At 72.0% G+C, this 21,837-nt stretch carries 19 protein-coding genes and 1 riboswitch; of the genes, 16 read left to right on the top strand and 3 right to left on the bottom strand.

The window, feature by feature from the left end:
* The first annotated feature begins 31 nt into the window (after nt 1-31).
* The 9 genes from BAY60_RS15280 to BAY60_RS38320 all read left to right on the top strand — a co-directional run bounded on the left by BAY60_RS15280 (nt 32) and on the right by BAY60_RS38320 (nt 9,531).
* Nucleotides 32-907, top strand: a complete 876-nt coding sequence (locus BAY60_RS15280) for an AAA family ATPase (RefSeq protein WP_112281590.1) — start codon at nt 32-34, stop codon at nt 905-907.
* Between the two features lie 111 nt (nt 908-1,018).
* Nucleotides 1,019-2,140, top strand: coding sequence for a vWA domain-containing protein (locus tag BAY60_RS15285; RefSeq protein ID WP_112281591.1), 1,122 nt, complete (start codon nt 1,019-1,021; stop codon nt 2,138-2,140).
* Nucleotides 2,133-3,257: an XdhC family protein gene (locus BAY60_RS15290; RefSeq protein WP_112281592.1), complete on the top strand. Its 1,125-nt coding sequence runs from the start codon at nt 2,133-2,135 to the stop codon at nt 3,255-3,257. Before BAY60_RS15285 ends, BAY60_RS15290 begins: the two co-directional genes overlap by 8 nt.
* Before the next feature lie 255 nt (nt 3,258-3,512).
* Entirely contained in the window at nt 3,513-4,055 is a 543-nt protein-coding gene (locus tag BAY60_RS15295) for a (2Fe-2S)-binding protein (RefSeq protein ID WP_112281593.1), read from the top strand.
* Nucleotides 4,055-6,496, top strand: a complete 2,442-nt coding sequence (locus tag BAY60_RS15300) for a xanthine dehydrogenase family protein molybdopterin-binding subunit (RefSeq protein ID WP_112281594.1) — start codon at nt 4,055-4,057, stop codon at nt 6,494-6,496. Before BAY60_RS15295 ends, BAY60_RS15300 begins: the two co-directional genes overlap by 1 nt.
* Nucleotides 6,493-7,347 (top strand): FAD binding domain-containing protein, encoded by an 855-nt coding sequence (locus BAY60_RS15305; protein WP_112281595.1) that lies wholly within the window; start codon nt 6,493-6,495, stop codon nt 7,345-7,347. The genes BAY60_RS15300 and BAY60_RS15305 overlap by 4 nt, the downstream gene beginning before the upstream one ends.
* Nucleotides 7,348-7,462: 115 nt before the next feature.
* Nucleotides 7,463-8,173, top strand: coding sequence for an SRPBCC family protein (locus tag BAY60_RS15310; protein WP_112281596.1), 711 nt, complete (start codon nt 7,463-7,465; stop codon nt 8,171-8,173).
* 148 nt (nt 8,174-8,321) lie between these two features.
* Entirely contained in the window at nt 8,322-9,392 is a 1,071-nt protein-coding gene (locus BAY60_RS15315) for an NAD(P)-binding domain-containing protein (RefSeq protein ID WP_112281597.1), read from the top strand.
* A 4-nt stretch (nt 9,393-9,396) separates the two neighbouring features.
* Nucleotides 9,397-9,531: a hypothetical protein gene (locus tag BAY60_RS38320; protein WP_281272721.1), complete on the top strand. Its 135-nt coding sequence runs from the start codon at nt 9,397-9,399 to the stop codon at nt 9,529-9,531.
* 12 nt (nt 9,532-9,543) lie between these two features.
* On the opposite strand, the gene BAY60_RS15325 is transcribed toward BAY60_RS38320, so the two are convergent.
* A complete protein-coding gene (locus BAY60_RS15325) occupies nt 9,544-10,134 on the bottom strand; it encodes a TetR/AcrR family transcriptional regulator (protein ID WP_112282405.1) in 591 nt (196 codons plus the stop codon).
* Between the two features lie 88 nt (nt 10,135-10,222).
* Between BAY60_RS15325 and BAY60_RS15330 the strand changes: the two genes are divergently transcribed.
* Together BAY60_RS15330 and BAY60_RS15335 are read left to right on the top strand one after the other, a co-directional pair.
* Entirely contained in the window at nt 10,223-11,398 is a 1,176-nt protein-coding gene (locus tag BAY60_RS15330) for a cytochrome P450 (protein WP_112281598.1), read from the top strand.
* Between the two features lie 62 nt (nt 11,399-11,460).
* A complete protein-coding gene (locus tag BAY60_RS15335) occupies nt 11,461-12,384 on the top strand; it encodes an NADP-dependent oxidoreductase (RefSeq protein WP_112281599.1) in 924 nt (307 codons plus the stop codon).
* A 14-nt stretch (nt 12,385-12,398) separates the two neighbouring features.
* On the opposite strand, the gene BAY60_RS15340 is transcribed toward BAY60_RS15335, so the two are convergent.
* Both BAY60_RS15340 and eat read right to left on the bottom strand, forming a co-directional pair.
* Entirely contained in the window at nt 12,399-12,827 is a 429-nt protein-coding gene (locus tag BAY60_RS15340) for a DUF6098 family protein (RefSeq protein ID WP_211330332.1), read from the bottom strand.
* Between the two features lie 63 nt (nt 12,828-12,890).
* On the bottom strand, nt 12,891-14,330 hold the full coding sequence (gene eat, locus BAY60_RS15345; protein WP_112281600.1) for an ethanolamine permease: 1,440 nt from the start codon (nt 14,328-14,330) through the stop codon (nt 12,891-12,893).
* A gap of 191 nt (nt 14,331-14,521) precedes the next feature.
* Between eat and BAY60_RS15350 the strand changes: the two genes are divergently transcribed.
* The 5 genes from BAY60_RS15350 to gcvP all read left to right on the top strand — a co-directional run bounded on the left by BAY60_RS15350 (nt 14,522) and on the right by gcvP (nt 21,835).
* A complete protein-coding gene (locus tag BAY60_RS15350) occupies nt 14,522-15,886 on the top strand; it encodes a glutamine synthetase family protein (protein ID WP_211330333.1) in 1,365 nt (454 codons plus the stop codon).
* On the top strand, nt 15,867-16,577 hold the full coding sequence (locus BAY60_RS15355; protein WP_112281602.1) for a gamma-glutamyl-gamma-aminobutyrate hydrolase family protein: 711 nt from the start codon (nt 15,867-15,869) through the stop codon (nt 16,575-16,577). The genes BAY60_RS15350 and BAY60_RS15355 overlap by 20 nt, the downstream gene beginning before the upstream one ends.
* The gene (locus BAY60_RS15360) at nt 16,574-17,938 is read left to right on the top strand and encodes an aldehyde dehydrogenase family protein (RefSeq protein ID WP_112281603.1); all 1,365 of its coding nucleotides are present in this window, start codon (nt 16,574-16,576) and stop codon (nt 17,936-17,938) included. Before BAY60_RS15355 ends, BAY60_RS15360 begins: the two co-directional genes overlap by 4 nt.
* A 5-nt stretch (nt 17,939-17,943) precedes the next feature.
* Entirely contained in the window at nt 17,944-18,711 is a 768-nt protein-coding gene (locus BAY60_RS15365; protein ID WP_112281604.1) for a 3-oxoacyl-ACP reductase, read from the top strand.
* 111 nt (nt 18,712-18,822) lie between these two features.
* Nucleotides 18,823-18,922: riboswitch (glycine riboswitch) on the top strand.
* A 48-nt stretch (nt 18,923-18,970) separates the two neighbouring features.
* The gene (gene gcvP / locus BAY60_RS15370; protein ID WP_112281605.1) at nt 18,971-21,835 is read left to right on the top strand and encodes an aminomethyl-transferring glycine dehydrogenase; all 2,865 of its coding nucleotides are present in this window, start codon (nt 18,971-18,973) and stop codon (nt 21,833-21,835) included.
* The last annotated feature ends 2 nt before the right edge of the window (nt 21,836-21,837 follow it).

A 21,837-nucleotide genomic window follows, 5' to 3' on the forward strand; every position in this document is an offset into this window, starting at 1 on the left:
CCTTACGCTGGCAGGCGTGACAGCTGAGAGCATGGACCCGGCAGGGTCGCCCGAGAAGCTCGCGCAGGTGCTGGAGGGCACCGGGTACCTGGCCGATGAGGGCGTCGCCACGGCCGCGTTTCTCGCCCTGCGGATGCGCAGGCCGCTGTTCTGCGAGGGCGAGCCCGGCACGGGCAAGACCTCGCTCGCGATGGCGCTGGCCGAGTCGCTGGGGATGCCGCTGATCCGCCTGCAGTGCCACGAGGGCATCGACGCCGCGCAGGCGCTGTACGAATGGGACTTCCCCCGCCAGTTGCTGCACCTGCGGGCGCTGGAGGCGGCCGAGGGCGGGCGGCTCGACGTGGACACCGCCGAGCAGTCGCTCTACACCGAGCGGTTCCTGCTGGCCCGGCCGCTGCTGCGTGCGCTCAACTCCGCACCGTGCGTGCTGCTCGTCGACGAGATCGACCGCGCCGACGACGAGTTCGAGGCGTTCCTGTTGCAGCTGCTCGACGAGAACGCCGTGTCCATCCCGGAATACGGCGAGGTGCGTGCCGAGGTGCCGCCGCTGGTCATCCTCACCTCCAACCGCACCCGCGAGGTGCACGACGCGCTCAAGCGCCGCTGCCTCTACCACTGGCTGGAGCATCCCGACCTCAGCAGGGAGGTGGCGATCCTGCGCAGCCGCATCCCCGGGATCGGGGAGCGGCTGGCCACCCAGGTCGCCGAGGCGGTGCAGCGCCTGCGGGCCATGGAGCTGCTCAAGCCGCCCGGTGTCGCCGAGGCGCTGGACTGGGCGCAGGCGTTGCGGGCGCTCGGCCGCGACGAGCTCGACGCCGCCGCGGCGGCCACCACGCTGGGCGCGGTGCTCAAGTACAGCGAGGACCTCGACCGGGTGCGCGCCCGCCTGGATGCCCTGCTCGCCTGACCCGCGAGTCCTGCGCTCAGGCCCGCGAGTTCTGCGCTCGTGCGCCCCGGCCCGGGTCGCTCCGGCGTCCGGAGGGCGGCTGGAGCGCGCTCCAGGGGCACAATGGAAGACATGACCGCACCGGCCTCGACCGATCCGCTGCCCGGCCTCGTCGGGTTCCCGGCGGCGCTGCGCGAGGCCGGGCTGCCGTGTGAGGCGCACCGCGTGCAGGCCTACCTCGCCGCGGTGGAGAGTCTCGACGTCGCCGACCCGAGCCAGCTCTACTGGGCGGGCAGGCTGACGTTGTGCGGCGACCCGGACGACCTGCCGCGCTACGACCAGGCCTTCGCCGCATGGTTCAGCGCGGAACCGCCGCGCAGGGCGCGCAACCCGGTGCAGCGCCCTGCGCAGCCGCGCATCGCCGCCCTCGTCACCCAGCAGCAGGGCGACGGCGAGGCGGAGGAGCAGGCCGGGGAACAGCTCAGCGTGGCCGCGAGCGACGCCGAGGTGCTGCGCCAGCGCGACCTCGGCGAGCTCAGCCCCGCCGAACGGGCGCACCTGCGGGAGCTGATGGCGGCGCTGCGGCCCGCACCGCCGCGACGCCGCTCCCTGCGCTACCGCCCGGCCCGGCGCGGCAGGCTCGACCCCGCCCGCACGCTGCGCGCGATGCTGGCCGGTGGCGGCGAACCCACGCGGCTCGCCTACTCCCGGCACGGGCCACGGGCACGGCGCGTGGTGCTGCTGATCGACGTCTCCGGTTCGATGAAGCCCTACGCCGACTCGCTGCTGCGCTTCGCCCACGTCGTGGTGCGCTCGGCGCCGTCGAGCGTGGAGGTGTTCACCCTGGGCACCCGGCTCACCCGCGTCTCGCGGCAGCTGCGCCAGCGTGACCCCGAGCGCGCGATGCTCGCGGCGGGCGAGGCGGTGGCCGACTTCGCGGGCGGCACCCGGCTCGGCGAGACGCTGCGGGTCTTCCTCGACCGCTGGGGGCAGCGCGGGCTGGCCCGCAGGGCTGTGGTGGTGGTCTTCTCCGACGGCTGGGAACGCGGGGACGCGAGCCTGCTCGGCGACCAGGTGGCGCGGATGCGCAGGCTCGCGCACCGGGTGCTCTGGGTGAACCCGCACGCGGGCAGGGACGGCTACGCTCCGGTGCAGTCCGGCATCGCCGCCGCGCTCCCGCACGTGGATCGGCTGCTGGCCGGGCACAGCCTGGCCACGTTGGAACGACTTCTCCAGGAGATCCGTGATGCATGACGTGCTGGACGAGCTGTACCGCCGGTGGTCCCAGGGTGAGACGGTGGGCGTGGGCACCGTGGTGGCGACGTTCTCCTCGGCGCCGCGCGCACCGGGGGCCGCGATGCTCGTGGGAGCCGACGGCGAGGTGACCGGCAGCGTCTCCGGCGGCTGCGTCGAGGGCGCGGTGTACGAGCTGGCGCAGCAGGTGGTCGCCGACCGCGCCCCGGTGCTGCAGCGCTACGGCGTCAGCGACGACGACGCGTTCGCCGTCGGCCTGACGTGTGGCGGGATCATCGACATCTACGTCGAGCACGTCGACCGCGAGTCGATGCCGGAGCTGCCCGAGCTGATGGACTCCGTGCGCGACGGCAGGCCGGTCGCCGTGGTCACCACGATCGAGCACCCCGACCCCGCGTTGCTGGGCAGGCGCATGCTGGTCTGGCCGGAGCGGGCCGGCGGGTCGCTGGGCTCGGATCGGATCGACGACGCGGTGCTCGACGACGCACGCGGGCTGCTGGCCGGCGGCCGGTCGGGCACCCTGCACTACGGCCCCGACGGCCAGCGCCGCGGCGAGGGCATGTCGGTGTTCGTCAACACCTTCGAGCCGCCACCGAGGATGCTCGTGTTCGGTGCCATCGACTTCGCCGCCGCGATGGCCAGGATGGGCGCGTTCCTCGGCTACGAGGTGACCGTGTGCGACGCGCGCCCGGTGTTCGCCACCAAGACCCGGTTTCCCGAGGCCCACGAGGTGGTCGTGGACTGGCCGCACCGCTACCTGAAGGCCGAGGCGGAGGCGGGCCGCGTCGACCGCCGCACCGCCGTCGCCGTGCTGACCCACGACCCCAAGTTCGACGTGCCGTTGCTGGAGGTCGCGCTGCGGCTCGACGTCGGCTACATCGGCGCCATGGGCTCGCGGCGTACCCACGACGACCGCATGGCACGGCTGCGGGAGGCCGGGCTCACCGACGCCGAGCTCAAGCGGCTCGCCTCACCGATCGGACTGGACCTCGGCGCCCGCACCCCGGAGGAGACGGCGGTGTCGATCGCCGCGGAGATCATCGCCCTGCGCTGGGGCGGTGGCGGGCGGCGGCTGGCCGATCTCGACGGCCGCATCCACGGCGAGCAGGAACGCTAGTTTCGACAGGATTGTGCCGCTCCGTTGAAAAGGTCGGTACCGATTGGGGGAGCTTCTCCGCGGATTCGGATCATGACACGGACCTGCTGCCGCGAATGCGGAAGGAGGCGGGCCACCTCTCCAGAAGGGGGGTTGTCCCGCGACCGCCGAAGTAGCAGGCTTCCGCTGTGAGGCCGATCACCGGCGACGGTGATCGGCCTAGGCCGTTCCCCACGGCCCGCTCGCGTGGCGGGCCGAGCCACCACAGGAGGCCCAATGCGCATCACCGTCACAGTCGACGGCACCACCTACACCGACGATGTCGAGCCCCGGACTCTGCTCGTGCACTACCTGCGCGAGCAGGTCGGCAAGGTCGGCACCGTGGTGGGCTGCGACACCAGTAACTGCGGAGCGTGCACCGTGCACCTCGACGGCCACAGTGTGAAGTCGTGCTCGGTGCTGGCCGTGCAGGCCGACGGGTGCGAGGTCACCACGATCGAGGGCCTCGCCCGCGACGGCCAGCTCCACCCCGTCCAGCAGGCGTTCCACGACAACCATGCGTTGCAGTGCGGTTTCTGCACGCCGGGCATGATCATGCAGTCGATCGACCTGCTCGCCGACAACCCCAGCCCGGACGAGCAGGCCGTGCGCGAGGGGCTGGAGGGCAACCTCTGCCGCTGCACCGGCTACCAGAACATCGTGCGGGCCGTGCGCGACGCCGCCGACCACATGCGCCCCGGTGCGGGCCCTGAGGCCGAGCGCGTGGCAGGTGACGCGGGCAGCCGCGCCGCGTCGAGCGTCGGCGGGGGTGGCGAGTAATGACCGCCACGATGGAGCCGGAGGTCGGCAAGGGCAGGCTGCGCAAGGAAGACGCACGGCTCATCGCGGGCCGCACCCGGTGGACCGACAACATCACGCTGCCCGGCATGGTGCACCTCGCGGTGCTGCGCAGCACCGCGGCCCACGCGAAGATCGTCAACATCGACACCTCCGCGGCCAAGGAGATGCCGGGCGTCATCGCCGTCTACACCGGCGACGACCTCGACCCCGAGGGCGCCATCGGCATGCCGTGCGCCTGGCCGATCACGCCGGACATGAAGTCGCCGCGCAGGCCGGTGCTGGCGCAGGGCAAGGTGAACTTCGCCGGTGAGGGCGTCGCCGTGGTCGTGGCCCGCAGCGCTGGCGAGGCCGAGGACGCGCTCGCCGAGATCGACGTCGACTACGAGGACCTGCCCGTGGTGCTCGGGCTGGAGAACGCGCTCGCCGAGGACGCGCCGCTCGTGCACGAGGAGCTCGGCACCAACCGCAACGCGCTGTGGAAGTTCGACTCCGGCGAGGCGGGCTCGGGCGGCGACGTCGAGCAGGCCATCAACGAGGCCGAGGTCGTGCTCAAGCGGCGGTTCCGGCAACAGCGGCTCGTGCCGGCGTTCATGGAACCGCGCTCGTGCGTGGTCGACCCCACCGCACCGCAGCTGACGATGTGGTCGGCCACGCAGATCCCGCACATCCTCAAGACCATGTCGGCGCTGACGCTCGGCATCCCGGAGCACAAGATCCGCGTGATCGCCCCGGACGTGGGCGGCGGGTTCGGCGGCAAGATCGCCGTGCTGCCCGAGGAGATCATGTCGCTGCTCGTGGCGCAGAAGCTCGGCAGGCCGGTGAAGTGGACCGAGTCCCGCTCGGAGACCATGGCCGCCGCGCACCACGGCCGTGACCAGATCCAGGACCTCACCATCGCCGCCAAGCGCGACGGCACGGTGACCGGGCTCAAGGTCGAGCTGATGGCCGACATGGGCGCCTACCTCGGCCTGGTCGGTCCGGGCGTGCCGATCCTCGGCGCGTTCATGTTCAACGCGATCTACAAGATCCCGGCCTACCACTTCGCGTGCACCAACGTGTTCACCAACACCACGCTCACCGACGCCTACCGCGGCGCGGGCAGGCCGGAGGCCACCTTCGGCATCGAGCGGATGATGGACGAGCTCGCCGCCGAGCTCGGCATGGACCCGATGGAGCTGCGCGAGAAGAACTGGATCAAGCACGACGAGTTCCCGTACACCACGGTCTCCACGCTGACCTACGACTCGGGCAACTACGAGGCGGCCACCGAGAAGGCCATGCAGCTCTTCGACTACGAGGGGCTGCGCCGGGAGCAGGCCGAGCGCCGCGAGCGGAACGACCCGGTGCAGCTGGGCATCGGCATCTCGACGTTCACCGAAATGTGCGGCCTCGCCCCGTCACGGGTGCTCGGCTCGCTCGACTACGGCGCGGGCGGTTGGGAGCACGCGGCGATCCGGATGCTGCCCACCGGCAAGGTCGAGGTCATCACCGGGTCGTCGGCGCACGGCCAGGGCCACGAGACGGCGTGGAGCCAGATCGTGTCCGACCAGCTGGGCGTGCCGTTCGAGGACATCGAGGTGCTGCACGGTGACACGCAGTCCTCGCACAAGGGCCTCGACACCTACGGCTCGCGTTCGCTGGCGGTCGGCGGCATCGCGGTGGTGAAGGCCGCGGAGAAGGTCATCGAGAAGGCCAAGAAGATCGCCGCGCACATGATGGAGTGCTCCGAGGACGACCTGGAGTTCTCCGGCGGCAAGTTCACGGTCAAGGGCACCGACAAGTCCACCGGCATCGGCGACGTGGCCTTCGCGGCGTTCATGGCGCACGACCTGCCCGACGGCGTGGAGCCCTCGCTGGACTCCGAGGCCGTCTACGACCCGGAGAACTTCTCGTTCCCCCACGGCACGCACCTGTGCGCCGCCGAGGTGGACACCGAGACCGGCCGGGTGCGGCTGCGCAAGTACGTGTGCGTGGACGACGTCGGCAAGGTGGTCAACCCGATCATCGTGGAAGGCCAGATGCACGGCGGGCTCGCGCAGGGCATCGCGCAGGCGCTGTTCGAGGAGGCGGTGTTCGACGAGAGCGGCACCCTCACCTCGGGCACGTTCGCCGACTACCTGCTGCCCTCGGCGGCCGACCTGCCCTCGTTCACCACCGACCGCACCGAGACGCCGTCGACGACGAACCCGCTGGGCGTCAAGGGCGTCGGCGAGGCGGGCACCATCGCCTCGACCCCGGCGGTCGTCAACGCCGTGGTGGACGCCGTGCGGCACTTCGGGGTGAACGACATCGAGATGCCGCTGAGCCCCATGCGGGTGTGGAAGGCGGTCCACAGCGGTGAGAAGGCCGCGGGTGGCCCCGGTGCCGAGGCCGGTGGCGGTCTCGGTTCGATCGACGCGACACACGGAGGTGCGCAGTGATCCCCGCTCCGTTCGACTACGTAGCGCCGTCCACCGTGGACGACGCGGTGCGGGCGCTCGCCGAGGCGGGCGAGGACGCGAAGATCATCGCAGGAGGGCAGAGCCTGCTGCCGGTGCTGCGTATGCGGCTGGCCGCGCCCACCTCGCTCATCGATCTCAACCGCATCCCGGAGTTGCGGGGCGTGCGCGACGACGGTGACGCGCTGGTGATCGGGTCCATGACCACGCACTACGACGTGCAGCGTGACCCGCTGATCGCCGAGCACGCCGCGCTGCTGGCGAAGGCCACCGACACGGTCGCCGACCCGCAGGTGCGCCACCGCGGCACGTTCGGCGGCTCCATCGCCCACGCCGATCCGGCCGGTGACCTGCTGGCGCCCGCGCTCGCGCTGGACACCGAGATGGTGGTCGCGGGCCCGGACGGCAGGCGCACCGTGCCCGCCGCCGACTTCTTCGAGGACTTCTTCACGACCGCGCTGCGGCCGGACGAGATCCTCGTGGAGGTGCGGGTGCCCAAGCACACCGGCTGGCACGCGCACTACGAGAAGTTCAACCGGGTCGCGCAGGCGTGGTCGATGGTCGCGGTGGCGGCCACCGTCCGCACCGACGGCGGCACCATCGCCGAGGCCAGGGTGGGGCTGACGAACATGTCCTCGGTGCCGGTGCGGGCTCGTGCGGTGGAGGAGGCGCTCGTCGGGCGTCCGGCCACCGCCGAGTCCATCCGGGCAGCCGCCGAGCACGCGGCCGAGGGCACCAACCCGACGGTCGACGGCAACGCCGACGTCGAGTACCGGCAGCACCTCGCCAGGGTCCTCACCGGCCGCGCGATCCAGGCGGCCATGGCAGGCTAGGGAGAGCCGACGTAGCCGAGTACCCCGGTGGCGCCGGGCCGCGAAGGCCACGGCGCCACCGGGGCGGCTGCGTCTCCGCGCAGGCTCGTCGCGTACGCAGAAAGGAGGTCGGCCCGTGCGGCTCGACCACGAATTCACCGTTCCCGCGCCCATCGACGAGGTGTGGAAGGCCGTGCTCGACCCGGAACGGGTGGCGCCGTGCATGCCGGGCGCCACGCTCAGCTCCGTGGAGGGGGACACGTTCAAGGGCACGGTGAAGGTCAAGCTGGGGCCGGTCTCCCTGCTCTACAAGGGCTCCGGGGAGTTCCTGGAGAAGAACGAGAGCGAGCGCAAGCTCGTCATCAAGGCCTCCGGCAAGGACGCCAGGGGAGCGGGCACCGCCGCGGCCACGGTCACCGTGACCCTCGCGGCCGACGGTGACTCCACCAAGGGCACGGTGGGTACCGACCTCAACGTCACCGGCAGGCCCGCCCAGTTCGGCCGCGGCATGATCTCCGAGGTGGGCGGCAAGATCCTCGACACGTTCGCCGCGAACCTCGCCGACATGCTCGGCGGTGCGGGCAAGGACACCACGCCGGGGCAGGCCGAGCAGCCTGCCACCGCCAGCGGCGCCGGTGCCGCCGCGCCGCAGGCGGAGGCGGAGAAGCCGAAGCTGGAGAGCGTCAAGCCCGCAGGCGAGGCGCCGCAGCAGGCCAGGGAGGCCGAGGCGATCGACCTGTTCGACTACGCGGGCGCCTCCGTGGCCAAGCGCCTCGCACCCGTGGTGGCGGGCCTGGCGGCGCTGTTCGCCGTCATCGCGATCGTGCGAGCCCTTCGCCGCCGCTGACCCCGGAGCCGATCGAGCTCCCCAATGCCACATTCGTAGCGCTCAACGCCACGAATGCCGCATTGGTGGCGTTGAACGTGACCAATGCCGCATTGGGGAGCTTGCGGCGGGACGGAAGCACCGTGCCGCGGTCGCGGTTGTACCCGGTATGCGGGCTGATCACGTCACGGACGTCGCCGTCATCGGCGCGGGGCAGGCGGGGCTTTCTGCCGCGTACTTCCTGCGCAGGGCCGGTCTGGCCAACGGCTCGGGTTTCGTCGTGCTCGACCACGGCAAGCGCGCGGGCGGGGCGTGGCAGTACCGCTGGCCGTCGTTGAAGCTGGGCAGGGTGCACGGCATCCACGATCTGCCAGGACTGGCCCTTGGCGAGCAGGACACCACCCGGCCTGCGTCGGAGGTCGTGTCCGAGTACTTCGACCGCTACGAGCGCGTGTTCGACCTGCCGGTGCACCGGCCCGTGGACGTGTTGTCGGTGCGCTACGCCGACGACCACCGCTTCCTCGTCGAGAGCGCCACGGAGACCTGGCTCGCGCGGGGCGTCATCAACGCGACGGGCACGTGGGACCGCCCGTTCTGGCCGTACTACCCGGGCCAGGAGACGTTCGCGGGCAGGCAGCTGCACACCGCCGACTACAGCGGCGCCGAGGAGTTCCGCGGCAAGCACGTCGTGGTGGTCGGCGGCGGCACGTCGGCCGTGCAGCACCTGCTCGAGATCGCGCCGGTGGCCCGCGGCACGACGTGGGTGACCCGCAGGCCGCCGGAGTTCCTCGACCGCGAGTTCACCCCGGAATACGGGCGCCAGGTCGTGGCCGAGGTGGACCGCAGGGTGCGCGAGGGCAAACCGCCACGCAGCGTCGTCGGCGTCACCGGCCTGATGCTCACCCCGGAGGTCCGGGCGGCAAGGGAGACCGGGGTCCTCGACCGCGAACCGATGTTCACCCGCATCACGCCGCGCGGCGTCGTGTGGGCCGACGGCACCGAGCAGCGCGCCGACGTGATCCTGTGGGCGACCGGCTTCCGTGCCGCCCTCGACCATCTGGCGCCGCTGCGGCTGCGCGAGCCCGGTGGCGGCATCCGGATGTCCGGCACGCGGGCGGTGCGCGAGCCACGCCTGCACCTCGTGGGCTACGGGCCGTCGGCGAGCACGATTGGCGCCAACCGCGCCGGGCGCAGCGCCGTGCACGAGCTGCTCGGCCTGCTGTCCCCGGCCGCCGCGTAGGGCCGTGCCGCTACGGTCGCTGCCGCCCCGGGCGGCAGGGCGCGGCGACGTGCGGGCGCACCTGCTGCCTGCCAATGGCTACGACGAGTCGTGCATCGTGAGGCCGGACATCGAGGGCAACGAGTTCTGTCTCGACTGACGTGAGCCCCGCTCACCCGCCGTCCGAGCGGGCGGACGCGGCCGCGCGGATCACGCCCTCGATGGCGCCGCCGATGCGCTCGGCGGCGCGGTCGGGGTCGGGCCTGCCCGCGTCGAGCCACGCGATCACGGCTTCCCACGCCACGACGGGCACCAGGCGTGCCGCCCAGTCCTGCCACGCCGTCTCGGGGATGGTCTCCGTGAGGTGGCGGTGCGCGATGTCCGTCGACGCTGCGCGGATGCCGTCGACGACGTCGCGGAACTCCGGTTCGCGGGCGGCGTGGCGGAACAGCAGCCGGAATCCGTCCGGGTCGGCGGAGGCCGCCCGCAGCAGTGCGGGAACGGACGTCTCGTCGTAGCTGCCGGTGCCGACGGCGTCGGCCAGACGGGTGCAGGCGCGATCGAGCACGCAGCGGTAGAGGTCGGCCTTCGACGCGAAATGCCGGTAGAGGATCACGTGGGTGATCCCGGCCTCGGCGGCCACGTCGTCGAGGCCGGTCGCGGCGTAGCCGGTGCGGGCGAAGGCGCGGGTGGCCGCCGCGAGGATCTGCTCTCGCCGCTCGGCGCGCGGCAGGCGGCGCGCGGTCTGCCGATCCGCGGCCATCACCACCTCCTCGTTGTTCAACCGAGACTATACTTCTGCTATGTTCAATCAATCTTATACAATTTGTCTTTGACAGAATCGAGCCGCCATGAGCGATCCGATCCAGCTGCCGTTCGAGCAGGCGCATCCGCTGCACCTCGCGCCCGAGCTGCGCAGGTTGCGGTCACAGGGCACACCGCACCGGGTCCGCACGGCGGTCGGCGACGAGGCATGGCTGGTCACCGGGCATGCCGCGGTACGCCGCCTGCTGGACGACGACCGGCTCGGGCGGGCCCATCCCGAGCCGGAGGCCGCGGCGCGGGTCGGCGAGTCGGCGCTGTTCGGCGGCCCGATGGGCAACGCCGACACCGAGCACGCCGACCATGCCCGGATGCGCGCGCTGCTCCAGCCGCACTTCACGCCCGGACGCCTGCGGGCTCTGCGCCCCCGGATCGACGCACTGGCCTGCCGCCTGCTGGAGGAGATGGCCGAGCAGGGACCTCCCGCCGACCTGCACGCCGCCGTGGCCGTCCCCCTGCCGATCCTGGTGATCTGCGAGCTGCTCGGCGTGCCCTACGAGGACCGCGATCGGTTCCGCGCATGGACGGCCGAGGCCGCCAACACCCGGGACCGTGCGCGGTCGGAGCACGGTCTTGGCGAGCTGTTCGCCTACGGGCAGCGGCTGGTCGCCCGCAAGCGCGACGACCCGGGTGACGACGTGATCTCCCGCCTGTGCGCGACCGAAGGCGTCTCGGATGCCGAGGCCGCGATGTTGTCGATGGCGTTGCTCTTCGCCGGGCACGAGACCACGGTGGTGCAGATCGGGCTCGGGGCACTGGCGCTGCTGGCCGACCGACGTCAGTGGCAGGCGCTCGCCGACGACCCGGACCTGGTGCCGGACGCGGTGGAGGAGCTGCTGCGGGCCCCGCACCGCGGCGGGGCCGGGATTCCCCGGTACGCGCGCACGGAACTCGACATCGGGGGCGTCACCGTCCGCGCGGGCGACCTCGTGCTGCTGCACACCGGCGCGGCCAACCACGACCCCGCGGTCTTTCCCGACCCCGGCCGCGTCGACGTCACCCGTGCCGCGGGGGCACACCTGACGTTCGGGCACGGCGCCCGGTACTGCCTCGGCGCGCCGCTCGCGCGGCTCGAACTGCGGACCGTGTTCGCCCGGCTCGTCGAGCGCTTTCCCACCCTGCGTCTCGCCGTGGACGCCGAGGAGCTGACCGTGCGTCCCGACACGCTGACGGGCGGGCTGGCGGAGCTGCCGATCCGGTGGTGAGCGCCGTCGCATCGCATCCGGGCGTGGGAATGCCAGGGCCGAGCCGGGCTGTTGCGCGAGGTATGAAGGCGATCGTGATGCAGCGCTACGGTGGTCCGGACGAGCTGCGCCTCGGCGAGCATCCCGACCCGAAGGTGGCGCCGGGCGAGGTACTGGTGCGGGTGAAGGCCGCGGGCGTCAACCCGGTGGACTGGAAGATCGGCGCGGGCTACCTGGACGCCGTGATGGAGGTCCGCTTTCCGCTCATCCCCGGCTGGGACATCTCCGGTGTCGTCGAGGCCGTCGGCCTGGACGTCGACGAGTTCGCGGTGGGCGACGAGGTGATCGGCTACATCCGCAAGGACCAGGTCGAGCTGGGCGCGTACGCGGAGCTGGTCGCGGCCAACGTCCGCCTGCTCGCGCACAAGCCCGCCGCGCTGGACTGGCCGCAGGCGGCCGGGTTGCCGCTGGCCGGGCTCACCGCCCACCAGTCGCTGCGGCGGGTGCAGGTCGGCAAGGACGACACCGTCCTCGTGCACGCGGCCGCCGGGGGCGTCGGCTCACTGGCCACGCAGCTCGCCGTCGCCGCGGGCGCGCGCGTGCTCGGCACCGCGAGCGAGCGCAACCACGACTTCCTGCGGGAGCTGGGCGCCGAGCCGGTGACCTACGGCGACGGGCTGGCCGCCCGGGTGCGGGAGCTGGCGCCCGGTGGGGTGGACGCCGCGCTGGACTTCGTCGGCGGAGATGCCGTGGAGGTCTCCCGGGAGCTCGTCCGGGACGCCTCCCGGATCGCGTCGATCACCGACCCGCAGGTGGCCGAGTCCGGTGGTCAGTACGTGTGGGTCCGCCCGAGCGTGGCCGATCTGACGGAGCTGGGGCGCCTGGCCGACGAGGGCGCGCTGACCGTGCCTGTCGAGACGACACTGCCGCTGGCCGAGGCCGCCGAGGCATGGCGGCAGAGCCAGTCCGGCCGCACCCGCGGCAAGCTGGTCCTCACCGTCGGCTGACCCGGCGGCCGCGGTCAGCGCCGCTGGTCGTGGATGGCCGTGCCGGCGTTGAGGCGGGAGTGGTAGCGCTCGTGCGCCTCGGCCACCAGGTCGGGGCTGACCCACGCCACCGGCCGCGGGTCCACGATCAGCGGCTCGTTGTCCGGCCCGAAGTCCACCGGGCGGCCGGACAGCAGCCAGGGCCGCGCGCCCTCCCGCAGCTCCCGCAGGTACTGGCACACGCGGCGGGCCAGCCAGTCCTCCAGCGGCAGCGTCCACCAGCCCGGCGCCGCGAGCGGGTTCACCGACACCCCGGGCATCACCAGCCCGCTCTCGTGGTCGGTGCTGGCGTGCATGCTGTCGGCCTCCGGCCCCGGGGAGTAGCGCAGGTACGGCGCGACGCCCAGCGTCACCAGCTCGCCCAGCTCGGCGAGGGTGTGCACCGTGAACATCTCCGCGGCCATGCCGCACGAATTCCCTCGCCGCCGCGCGCCAAACCCCAGTCGCTTGGTGAGGGGCGTGCCCCTTCAGTTGCGGTCGAGTTCGTGCTCGGCGCGCTCGATGACGGCGAACTCCTCCTCGGGCGCGGCGGCCACCAGGCGGTGGCGGCTGTAGAACCAGAAGTACGCCAGCGCGGCCACGAAGATGCCCGCCGTGATGGCGGCGGCGATCTCGTCCACCACGAACGTCGCGACGACGGCGGCCAGCGCCAGCACCAGCGCGACCGACGTCGTGACGACCCCGCCCGGCGTGCGGTACGGCCGCGGCAGGTCCGGCTCCCGGACCCGCAGCACGATGTGCGACAGGTTCAGCAGCACGTAGGACACCGTGGCGCCGAACACCGCGATGTTGATGAGCAGCGCGCCGTCCTGCGTGGCCGCGGCGAGCACGAATCCCACCGTGCCGGGCACGATCAGCGCCAGGTACGGCGTCTTGCGCTTGCCGGTGCGCGACAGCCACCGCGGCAGGTAGCTGGCGCGCGACAGGGCGAACAGCTGCCGCGAGTACGCGTAGATGATCGAGAAGAAGCTCGCGACGAGCCCGGCGAGCCCGACGTAGTTGATGAACTGGGCGAGGAAGTTGTCGCCGCCGTAGGCCGCGCGCACCGCTTCGGGCAGCGGGTTGTCCGACGTCGCGATGGCGCTGGAGCCCGCCGCGCCGGGCGCGATGACGAGGATCAGCGCCGCGAACACCACGAGCGCGCCCATCCCGGCGATGATGCCGCGCGGCATGTCGCGCTTCGGGTCCCGTGCCTCCTCGGCGGCCAGCGGCACGCCCTCGATGGCGAGGAAGAACCAGATGCCGTACACCAGCGCGGCCATCGCGCCGCCGATGCCGAACGGCAGGAACGAGCTGGCCCCGGCCGCCGAGGCGTCGGGCACGATGTCGAAGAGCTTGTCGACGGAGAACTTCGGGATCATGCCCACGACGAACGCCACCAGCGCCACCACCGCGACGGCGGTGATCGCGAACATCACCCGCAGCGCCTCGCCGACGCCGTAGAGGTGGATGCCGATGAAGATCACGTAGCAGGCGAGGAAGACCGGCCAGCTGTTGGTGAGCCCGAACAGCCCGAGGGTCTCGGTGTAGCCGCCGATGAAGATCGCGATCGCGGCGGGGGCGATCGCGTACTCGATGAGGATCGCGATGCCGGTGGCGAACCCGCCGAGCGGGCCCAGCGCGCGGCGCGCGAAACCGTACCCCGCGCCCGCGACGGGCATGGCCGAGGACATCTCGGCCAGCCCGAAGACCATGCAGCCGTACATGATCGCCATCAGCACCGTGGCGATGAGCAGCCCGCCCCAGCCGCCCTCGCCGAGGCCGAAGTTCCAGCCCGCGAAGTCACCGGAGATGACGTACGAGACGCCCAGCCCGGCCAGCAGCAGCCAGCCCGCGGCACCCCGCTTGAGCTGCCGGTGCTGGAGATAACTCGGGTCGACCTCGCTGTACTCGACGTGCTCGGGCATCCTGCGCCTCCTCGCTGCTGGGTGGCAATCGCCCAATGGGTCTCGCGTCAGTCCTTTGAGTGAGCCGAGAGTGGGCCAACCCGTTAGCCTTGTCAAGGGTTGACGCCGATCTGGTATGGCCGGTACAAGTACTCTTAATGGATCTGTATTGATCCTTTGAGTTCGCCTCGGCGGTGCGGAAGGGTGTCAGGATGCGGAACCGTGAAGGCATGCTCACCCTCGAGGCGCTGCGGGAACTGGTGGAGCAGGGCACGGTCGACACCGTGCTCGTGGCGATGACCGACATGCAGGGCAGGCTGCAGGGCAAGCGCTGTGCCGCCCGGTACTTCCTGGACGAGGTGGTCGGCCACGCCACCGAGGCCTGCAACTACCTGCTCGCCGTCGACGTCGAGATGAACACCGTGGACGGCTTCGCGATCTCGTCCTGGGAGCGCGGCTACGGCGACTGCGTGCTGCGGCCCGACCTGGCGACGCTGCGGCTGGTGCCGTGGCACGAGGGCACCGCGCTCGTGCTGTGCGACGTCGAGTGGGTGGGTGGCGGCGAGGTGACGGTGTCGCCGCGTCAGGTGCTGCGCCGCCAGCTCGACCGGCTCGCCGAGCGCGGCCTCACCGCGTTCGTCGGCACGGAGCTGGAGTTCATCGTCTTCGACGACACCTACGAGCAGGCCTGGCAGCGCGGCTACCGCGACCTGACACCCGCCAACCAGTACAACGTGGACTACTCGATGCTCGGCACGGGGCGCATCGAGCCGTTGCTGCGGCGCATCCGCAACGACATGGCGGGCGCCGGGCTCTACGTCGAGTCGGCCAAGGGCGAGTGCAACCCCGGCCAGCACGAGATCGCCTTCCGCTACACCGACGCGCTGTCCACGTGCGACAACCACAGTCTGTACAAGACCGGGGCGAAGGAGATCGCCGCGCAGGAGGGCAAGAGCCTCACGTTCATGGCCAAGTACAACGAGCGCGAGGGCAACTCCTGCCACATCCACATCAGCCTGCGTACCGCGGAGGGCGACGCGGTGCTGGCAGGCGACCGACCGGGCGGATTCTCGCGGCTGATGGAGCACTTCCTCGCCGGACAGCTGGCGTGCCTGCGAGAGCTGACCTGCTTTTTCGCGCCCAACATCAACTCCTACAAGCGGTACGTGCGCGGCAGCTTCGCGCCCACCGCCGTGGCGTGGGGCCACGACAACCGCACATGTGCGCTGCGCGTGGTCGGCCACGGCGAGTCGCTGCGCGTGGAGAACCGGGTGCCCGGCGGCGACGTCAACCCCTATCTCGCGGTGGCGGCGCTCGTCGCGGCCGGCCTGCACGGCATCGACAACGAGCTGCCGCTGGAGCCGGAGCACACCGGCAACGCCTACGAGTCGGGCAAGCCGACCGTGCCCAGCACGCTGCGCGACGCCGCCGCGCTGCTGGCCGAGAGCAAGGTCGCCCGCACCGCCTTCGGTGACGACGTCGTGGAGCACTACCTCAACGCCGCGCGCATCGAGCAGGCCGCCTACGACGCGGCCGTGACCGACTGGGAGCGCCTCCGTGGCTTCGAACGGCTCTGACCGGCCCGTCGTCGGCATCTCGACCTACTCCGAGCGAGCCCGCTGGGGGGTGTGGGACACCGAGGCCGCGTTGCTCCCGCGGACCTATGTGGACTGTGTGGTCAAGGCGGGAGGGATTCCGGTGCTCCTGCCTCCCGGCGGGGACGCGCAGGGCGCGGCGGTGTCCGCTGTGGACGCGCTCGTGCTGGCGGGCGGCGCCGACGTCGACCCGGCCCGGTACGGTGCGGCGCCGCATCCGGCGACGGTGAGCAGGCCCGAACGCGACGCCACCGAGCTGGCGCTGCTGCGGGCCGCGCTCGACGCGGGCACGCCGGTGCTCGGCGTGTGCCGGGGTATGGAGCTGCTCAACGTGGCCTTCGGCGGCACCCTCGTGCAGCACCTGCCCGAGCGCACCGGCGGCGGCGAGCACCAGCCCGCGCCCGGGGCCTACGGCACCACCGTGGTGCGGCTCGATCCCGGCAGCAGGGTGGGCGCGATCCTCGGCGCGGAGGCGAAGTGCCAGTGCTACCACCACCAGGCCGTCGACACCCTCGGCGAGGGTCTGCGGCCGGTCGGCTGGGCGGGCGACGGCACCGTCGAGGCGGTGGAGCGGCCGGGGGAGCCGTTCGTGGTGGGCGTGCAGTGGCACCCCGAGCAGGACGGAGACGACGTGCGGCTGTTCGCGGCACTGGTGAGGGAGGCAGCCAGGTGAGTCACGCGGTCATCAACCCGGCCACCGAGCAGGAGATCCGGACGGTGGAGCTGACGTCGGCGGAGGAGACCGACGCGGCCATCGCCCGCGCCGAGGCGGCACTGCCCGCCTGGCGCGACGTCGCACCGGGCGACCGGGCGCGGCTGCTGCGCCGGTTCGCCGACGCCGTCGACGCCGACATCGAGAACCTGGCGCGGCTGGAGGTCGCCAACTCCGGGCACACGATCGGCAACGCCCGCTGGGAGGCGGGCAACGTGCGCGACGTGCTGCACTACTACGCGGCGGCGCCGGAGCGGCTGACCGGCAAGCAGATTCCCGTGCCCGGCGGCGTCAACGTCACCTTCGCCGAGCCGCTGGGCGTGGTGGGCGTCATCGTGCCGTGGAACTTCCCGATGCCCATCGCGGGCTGGGGTTTCGCGCCCGCGCTGGCCGCGGGCAACACCGTGGTGCTCAAGCCCGCCGAGCTGACGCCGCTGACGGCCCTGCGCCTGGCCGAGCTGGCCCGCGAGGCGGGCATCCCGGAGGACGTGTTCCAGGTGCTGCCCGGCAAGGGCTCGGTGGTCGGGCAGCGGTTCGTCGAGCATCCCGCCGTGCGCAAGGTCGTGTTCACCGGCTCCACCGAGGTCGGCAAGCAGATCATGGCGGGCTGCGCCGCGCAGGTGAAGCGCGTGACGCTGGAGCTGGGCGGCAAGAACGCCAACATCGTCTTCGCCGACGCCGACCTCGAGCGCGCGGCCGCCACCGCGCCGTACGGCGTGTTCGACAACGCGGGCCAGGACTGCTGCGCCCGCTCGCGCATCCTCGTGCAGGCGTCGGTGTACGACCGGTTCCTCGAGCTGCTCGAACCCGCGGTGAAGGGCGTGGTCGTCGGCGATCCCGGGCAGGAGGCCACCGAGATGGGGCCCCTGATCTCGGCCGAGCATCGGCAGCGCGTCGCCTCCTACCTGCCCGACGACACCCCGGTGGCCTTCCGGGGCAGCGCACCGGAGGGGCCGGGCTTCTGGTTCCCGCCGACCGTGGTGACGCCCTCGTCGGCGAGTGACCCGCTGCTGACCGAGGAGGTGTTCGGCCCCATCGTGGCCGTGGTGCCGTTCGCCGACGAGGCCGAGGCCGTCGCGATGGCCAACGACACGGCCTACGGGCTGTCCGGGTCGATCTGGACGTCCGACGTCGGCAGGGCGCTGCGCGTCTCGCGGGGAGTCGAGGCGGGCAACCTGTCGGTCAACTCGCACGCGTCGGTGCGGTACTGGACGCCGTTCGGCGGGTTCAAGCAGTCCGGCCTCGGCCGGGAGCTCGGCCCGGACGCCGTGGAGGCGTTCACCGAGACGAAGAACGTGTTCATCAGCACGGAGGGGAGCTGAAACCTGTGGGCAAGCGGTTGGACGGCAGGGTCGCCGTGATCACCGGCGGCGGCAGCGGCATCGGGCTGGCCTCGGCCAGGCGGATGGCGAGCGAGGGAGCGCGCGTCGTCATCGGCGACGTGGACGTCGCCGCGGGCAAGGCGGTGGCCGAGGAGGTCGGCGGCGAGTTCGTGCAGGCCGACGTCACCAGCGAGGGGGAGGTCGAGGCGCTGTTCCAGGCCGCGGTGGACCGCTTCGGGTCGCTGGACGTCGCGTTCAACAACGCGGGCATCTCCCCGCCGGAGGACGACTCGATCCTGGACACCGGCCTCGACGCCTGGCGCAAGGTGCAGGAGGTGAACCTCACCTCGGTGTATCTGTGCTGCAAGTACGCGATCCCGCACATGCGGCGGCAGGGCCGCGGCTCGATCATCAACACGGCGTCGTTCGTGGCGGTGATGGGAGCGGCGACCTCGCAGATCTCCTACACGGCGTCGAAAGGCGGCGTGCTGTCGATGAGCCGTGAGCTCGGGGTGCAGTTCGCGCGCGAGGGCATCCGGGTGAACGCGCTGTGCCCCGGACCGGTGAACACCCCGCTGCTGCAGGAGCTGTTCGCGAAGGACCCGGAGCGGGCTCAGCGCAGGTTGGTGCACGTGCCGATGGGCCGGTTCGCCGAACCCGAGGAGATCGCGGCCGCGGTGGCGTTCCTCGCCAGCGACGACGCGTCGTTCATCACGGCTTCGCAGTTCCTGGTGGACGGCGGCATCTCTGGCGCGTACGTTACTCCCCTATAAACTTGAATACTGCGGCTGTTCGAGCCGGGGCGGGAGAGCCCCCGCGATGTCGGCGGGGCACCGAAGGAGCAAACTCCCCAGAATCTCTCAGGTACCGATTACCGCCCACGGCGAGGCCACTCTGGAAAGCAGACCGACGAGGTCTCACCCAAGGTGAAAGCCGTGCTCACGCACGGTGAAACTCTCAGGTGCCCATGACAGAGGGGGAGTTCCCGGTACGGCGGGGTGCGTCCGCCGTGCGTGAGAAAGGAGCTCCCAGATGTCCGTGTCGTCCACGTCCTCCGGGCCCCCGGCCTTTGCCGCATCCTTCGCGTCCCGGCACATCGGTCCGGGCGAGTCCGAGCAGGCCAAGATGCTCGCCGAGTGCGGGTATGGCAGCCTCGACGCCCTCCTCGCGGCCGCCGTGCCCTCGGCGATCCGCTCCGGCGGGGAGCTGAACCTGCTGCCCGCCGCCTCCGAGGAGGAGGCCATCGCCGAGCTGCGCGCGCTCGCCTCCCGCAACCGGCCGATGGCCCAGATGATCGGGCTCGGCTACCACGACACCCTCACCCCGGCCGTGATCCGCCGCAACGTGCTGGAGAACCCGGCCTGGTACACCGCCTACACCCCGTACCAGCCGGAGATCTCCCAGGGCAGGCTCGAGGCGCTGCTCAACTTCCAGACGATGGTCGCCGACCTCACCGGCCTGACCACCGCCAACGCCTCGCTGCTCGACGAGCCGACCGCCGTGGCCGAGGCCGTGCTGCTCATGCGCAGGGTCGCGAAGTCGAAGTCCTCGACCGTGGTGCTCGACGCCGAGTGCCTGCCGCAGACCATCGCCGTCGTGCGCACGCGCGCCGAGGCCGTGGGCCTCGACGTGGACGTGCGCGACCTGTCGCAGGGCCTGCCGGAGGAGTTCTTCGGTGTGGTCGTGCAGTACCCCGGCGCCTCGGGCGTGTTGCGCGAGCCGGACTTCTACCGGCGCATCGGCGAGGCGGCCACGCAGGCCAAGGCGCTGTACTGCATGGCGGCCGACCTGCTGGCGATGACGCTGGTGACCCCGCCAGGAGAGTTCGGGGCCGACCTGGCCGCGGGCAGCAGCCAGCGCTTCGGCGTTCCACTGGGCTACGGCGGCCCGCACGCGGGCTACCTGGCCGTGCGTTCCGGGCTGGAGCGCTCGCTGCCAGGCCGCCTCGTCGGCGTGTCGATCGACACGGCGGGCGCGCCCGCGTACCGGCTCGCGTTGCAGACCCGCGAGCAGCACATCCGGCGGGAGAAGGCGACCAGCAACATCTGCACCGCGCAGGTGCTGCTGGCCGTGATCGCCTCGATGTACGCCGTCTACCACGGCCCGGACGGGCTGAAGGCCATCGCCCAGCGCGTGCACGGTCACGCCGCCGGGCTCGCCGGCGCGCTGCGCGAGGGCGGTGTCGACGTCGTTCACCCCGGCTTATTCGACACCGTCCTGGCCCGCGTGCCCGGCCGTGCCGCCGACGTGGTGGCCGCCGCGCGGGAGCAGGGCATCAACCTCGGCCTCGCCGACGCCGACCACGTGCGCATCGCCTGCGACGAGGCCACCACCCCCGCCGCCGTCGGCGGCGTGCTGCGCGCGTTCGGCGTCGACAGCGGCGCCGGGTCGCGCACGGCGCTGCCCGACGGGCTGGCACGCACGAGCGAGTACCTCACGCACGAGGTGTTCCACACCCACCGCTCCGAGACGTCGATGCTGCGCTACCTGCGGCGCCTCGCGGACTCCGACTACGCGCTCGACCGGGGCATGATCCCGCTCGGCTCCTGCACCATGAAGCTCAACGCCACCACCGAGATGGAGCCGATCAGCTGGCCCGAGTTCGCGGGGCTGCACCCGTTCGCGCCCGCCGAGGACGCGGTGGGCTACCGGGAACTGGTGGAACAGCTGAGCAGGTGGCTCGCCGAGGTCACCGGCTACGACAGCGTGTCCCTGCAGCCCAACGCGGGCAGCCAGGGCGAGCTGGCCGGGCTGCTGGCCATCCGTGCCTACCACCGCGCCAACGGCCGGCCCGAGCGCGACGTGTGCCTGATCCCGTCGTCGGCCCACGGCACCAACGCCGCCTCCGCGGTGCTCGCCGGGATGCGGGTGGTCGTGGTGGCCTGCACCGGCGAGGGCAACATCGACCTCGCCGACCTGAGGTCCAAGGTGGACACTCACCGCGACACGCTGGCGGCGATCATGGTCACCTACCCGTCCACCCACGGTGTCTACGAGACCGAGTTCCCCGAGCTGGCGACGATCGTGCACGACGCGGGCGGTCAGGTCTACGTCGACGGCGCCAACCTCAACGCCCTGCTCGGGCTGGCCAAGCCCGGCGAGTTCGGTGGCGACGTCTCGCACCTCAACCTGCACAAGACGTTCTGCATCCCGCACGGCGGCGGCGGCCCCGGTGTCGGACCGGTGGCCGTGCGCGCACACCTCGCGCCGTACCTGCCCAACCATCCGCTGGCGCCCGAGGCGGGTCCGGACACCGGCGTGGGCCCCATCTCCGGCGCACCCTACGGCTCGGCGTCGATCCTGCCGATCTCGTGGGCCTACGTGCGGATGATGGGCGCGCCCGGACTCACTCGGGCCACTCAGGTGGCGGTGCTGGCCGCCAACTACGTGGCCTCCCGGCTCGGCCCGCACTACCCCGTGCTCTACACCGGACAGAACGGCCTGGTCGCGCACGAGTGCATCCTCGACCTGCGCGGGCTCACCAAGCAGACCGGCGTGACCGTGGAGGACGTCGCCAAGCGGCTCATCGACTACGGCTTCCACGCACCCACGATGTCGTTCCCCGTGGCGGGCACGCTCATGGTCGAGCCGACCGAGAGCGAGGACCTGGCCGAGATCGACCGGTTCTGCGACGCGATGATCGCCATCCGCCGCGAGATCGACGAGGTGGCCGCGGGCCGCTGGGAACTGGAGCGCAGCCCGCTGCGCAACGCGCCGCACACCGCGGAGCAGCTCGCGGGGGAGTGGGACCTGCCCTACGATCGGGCACTCGCCGTGTACCCGTCGAAGACGGTGGTGAAAGGCAAGTACTGGTCGCCGGTGCGGCGGATCGAGGGCGCCTACGGCGACCGCAACCTCGTGTGCTCCTGCCCGCCCGTCGCGTCCTACGAAGGCTGAAA

This window comes from Prauserella muralis (assembly GCF_003202285.1).
In the GTDB taxonomy this organism is placed as follows: domain Bacteria; phylum Actinomycetota; class Actinomycetes; order Mycobacteriales; family Pseudonocardiaceae; genus Prauserella_B; species Prauserella_B muralis.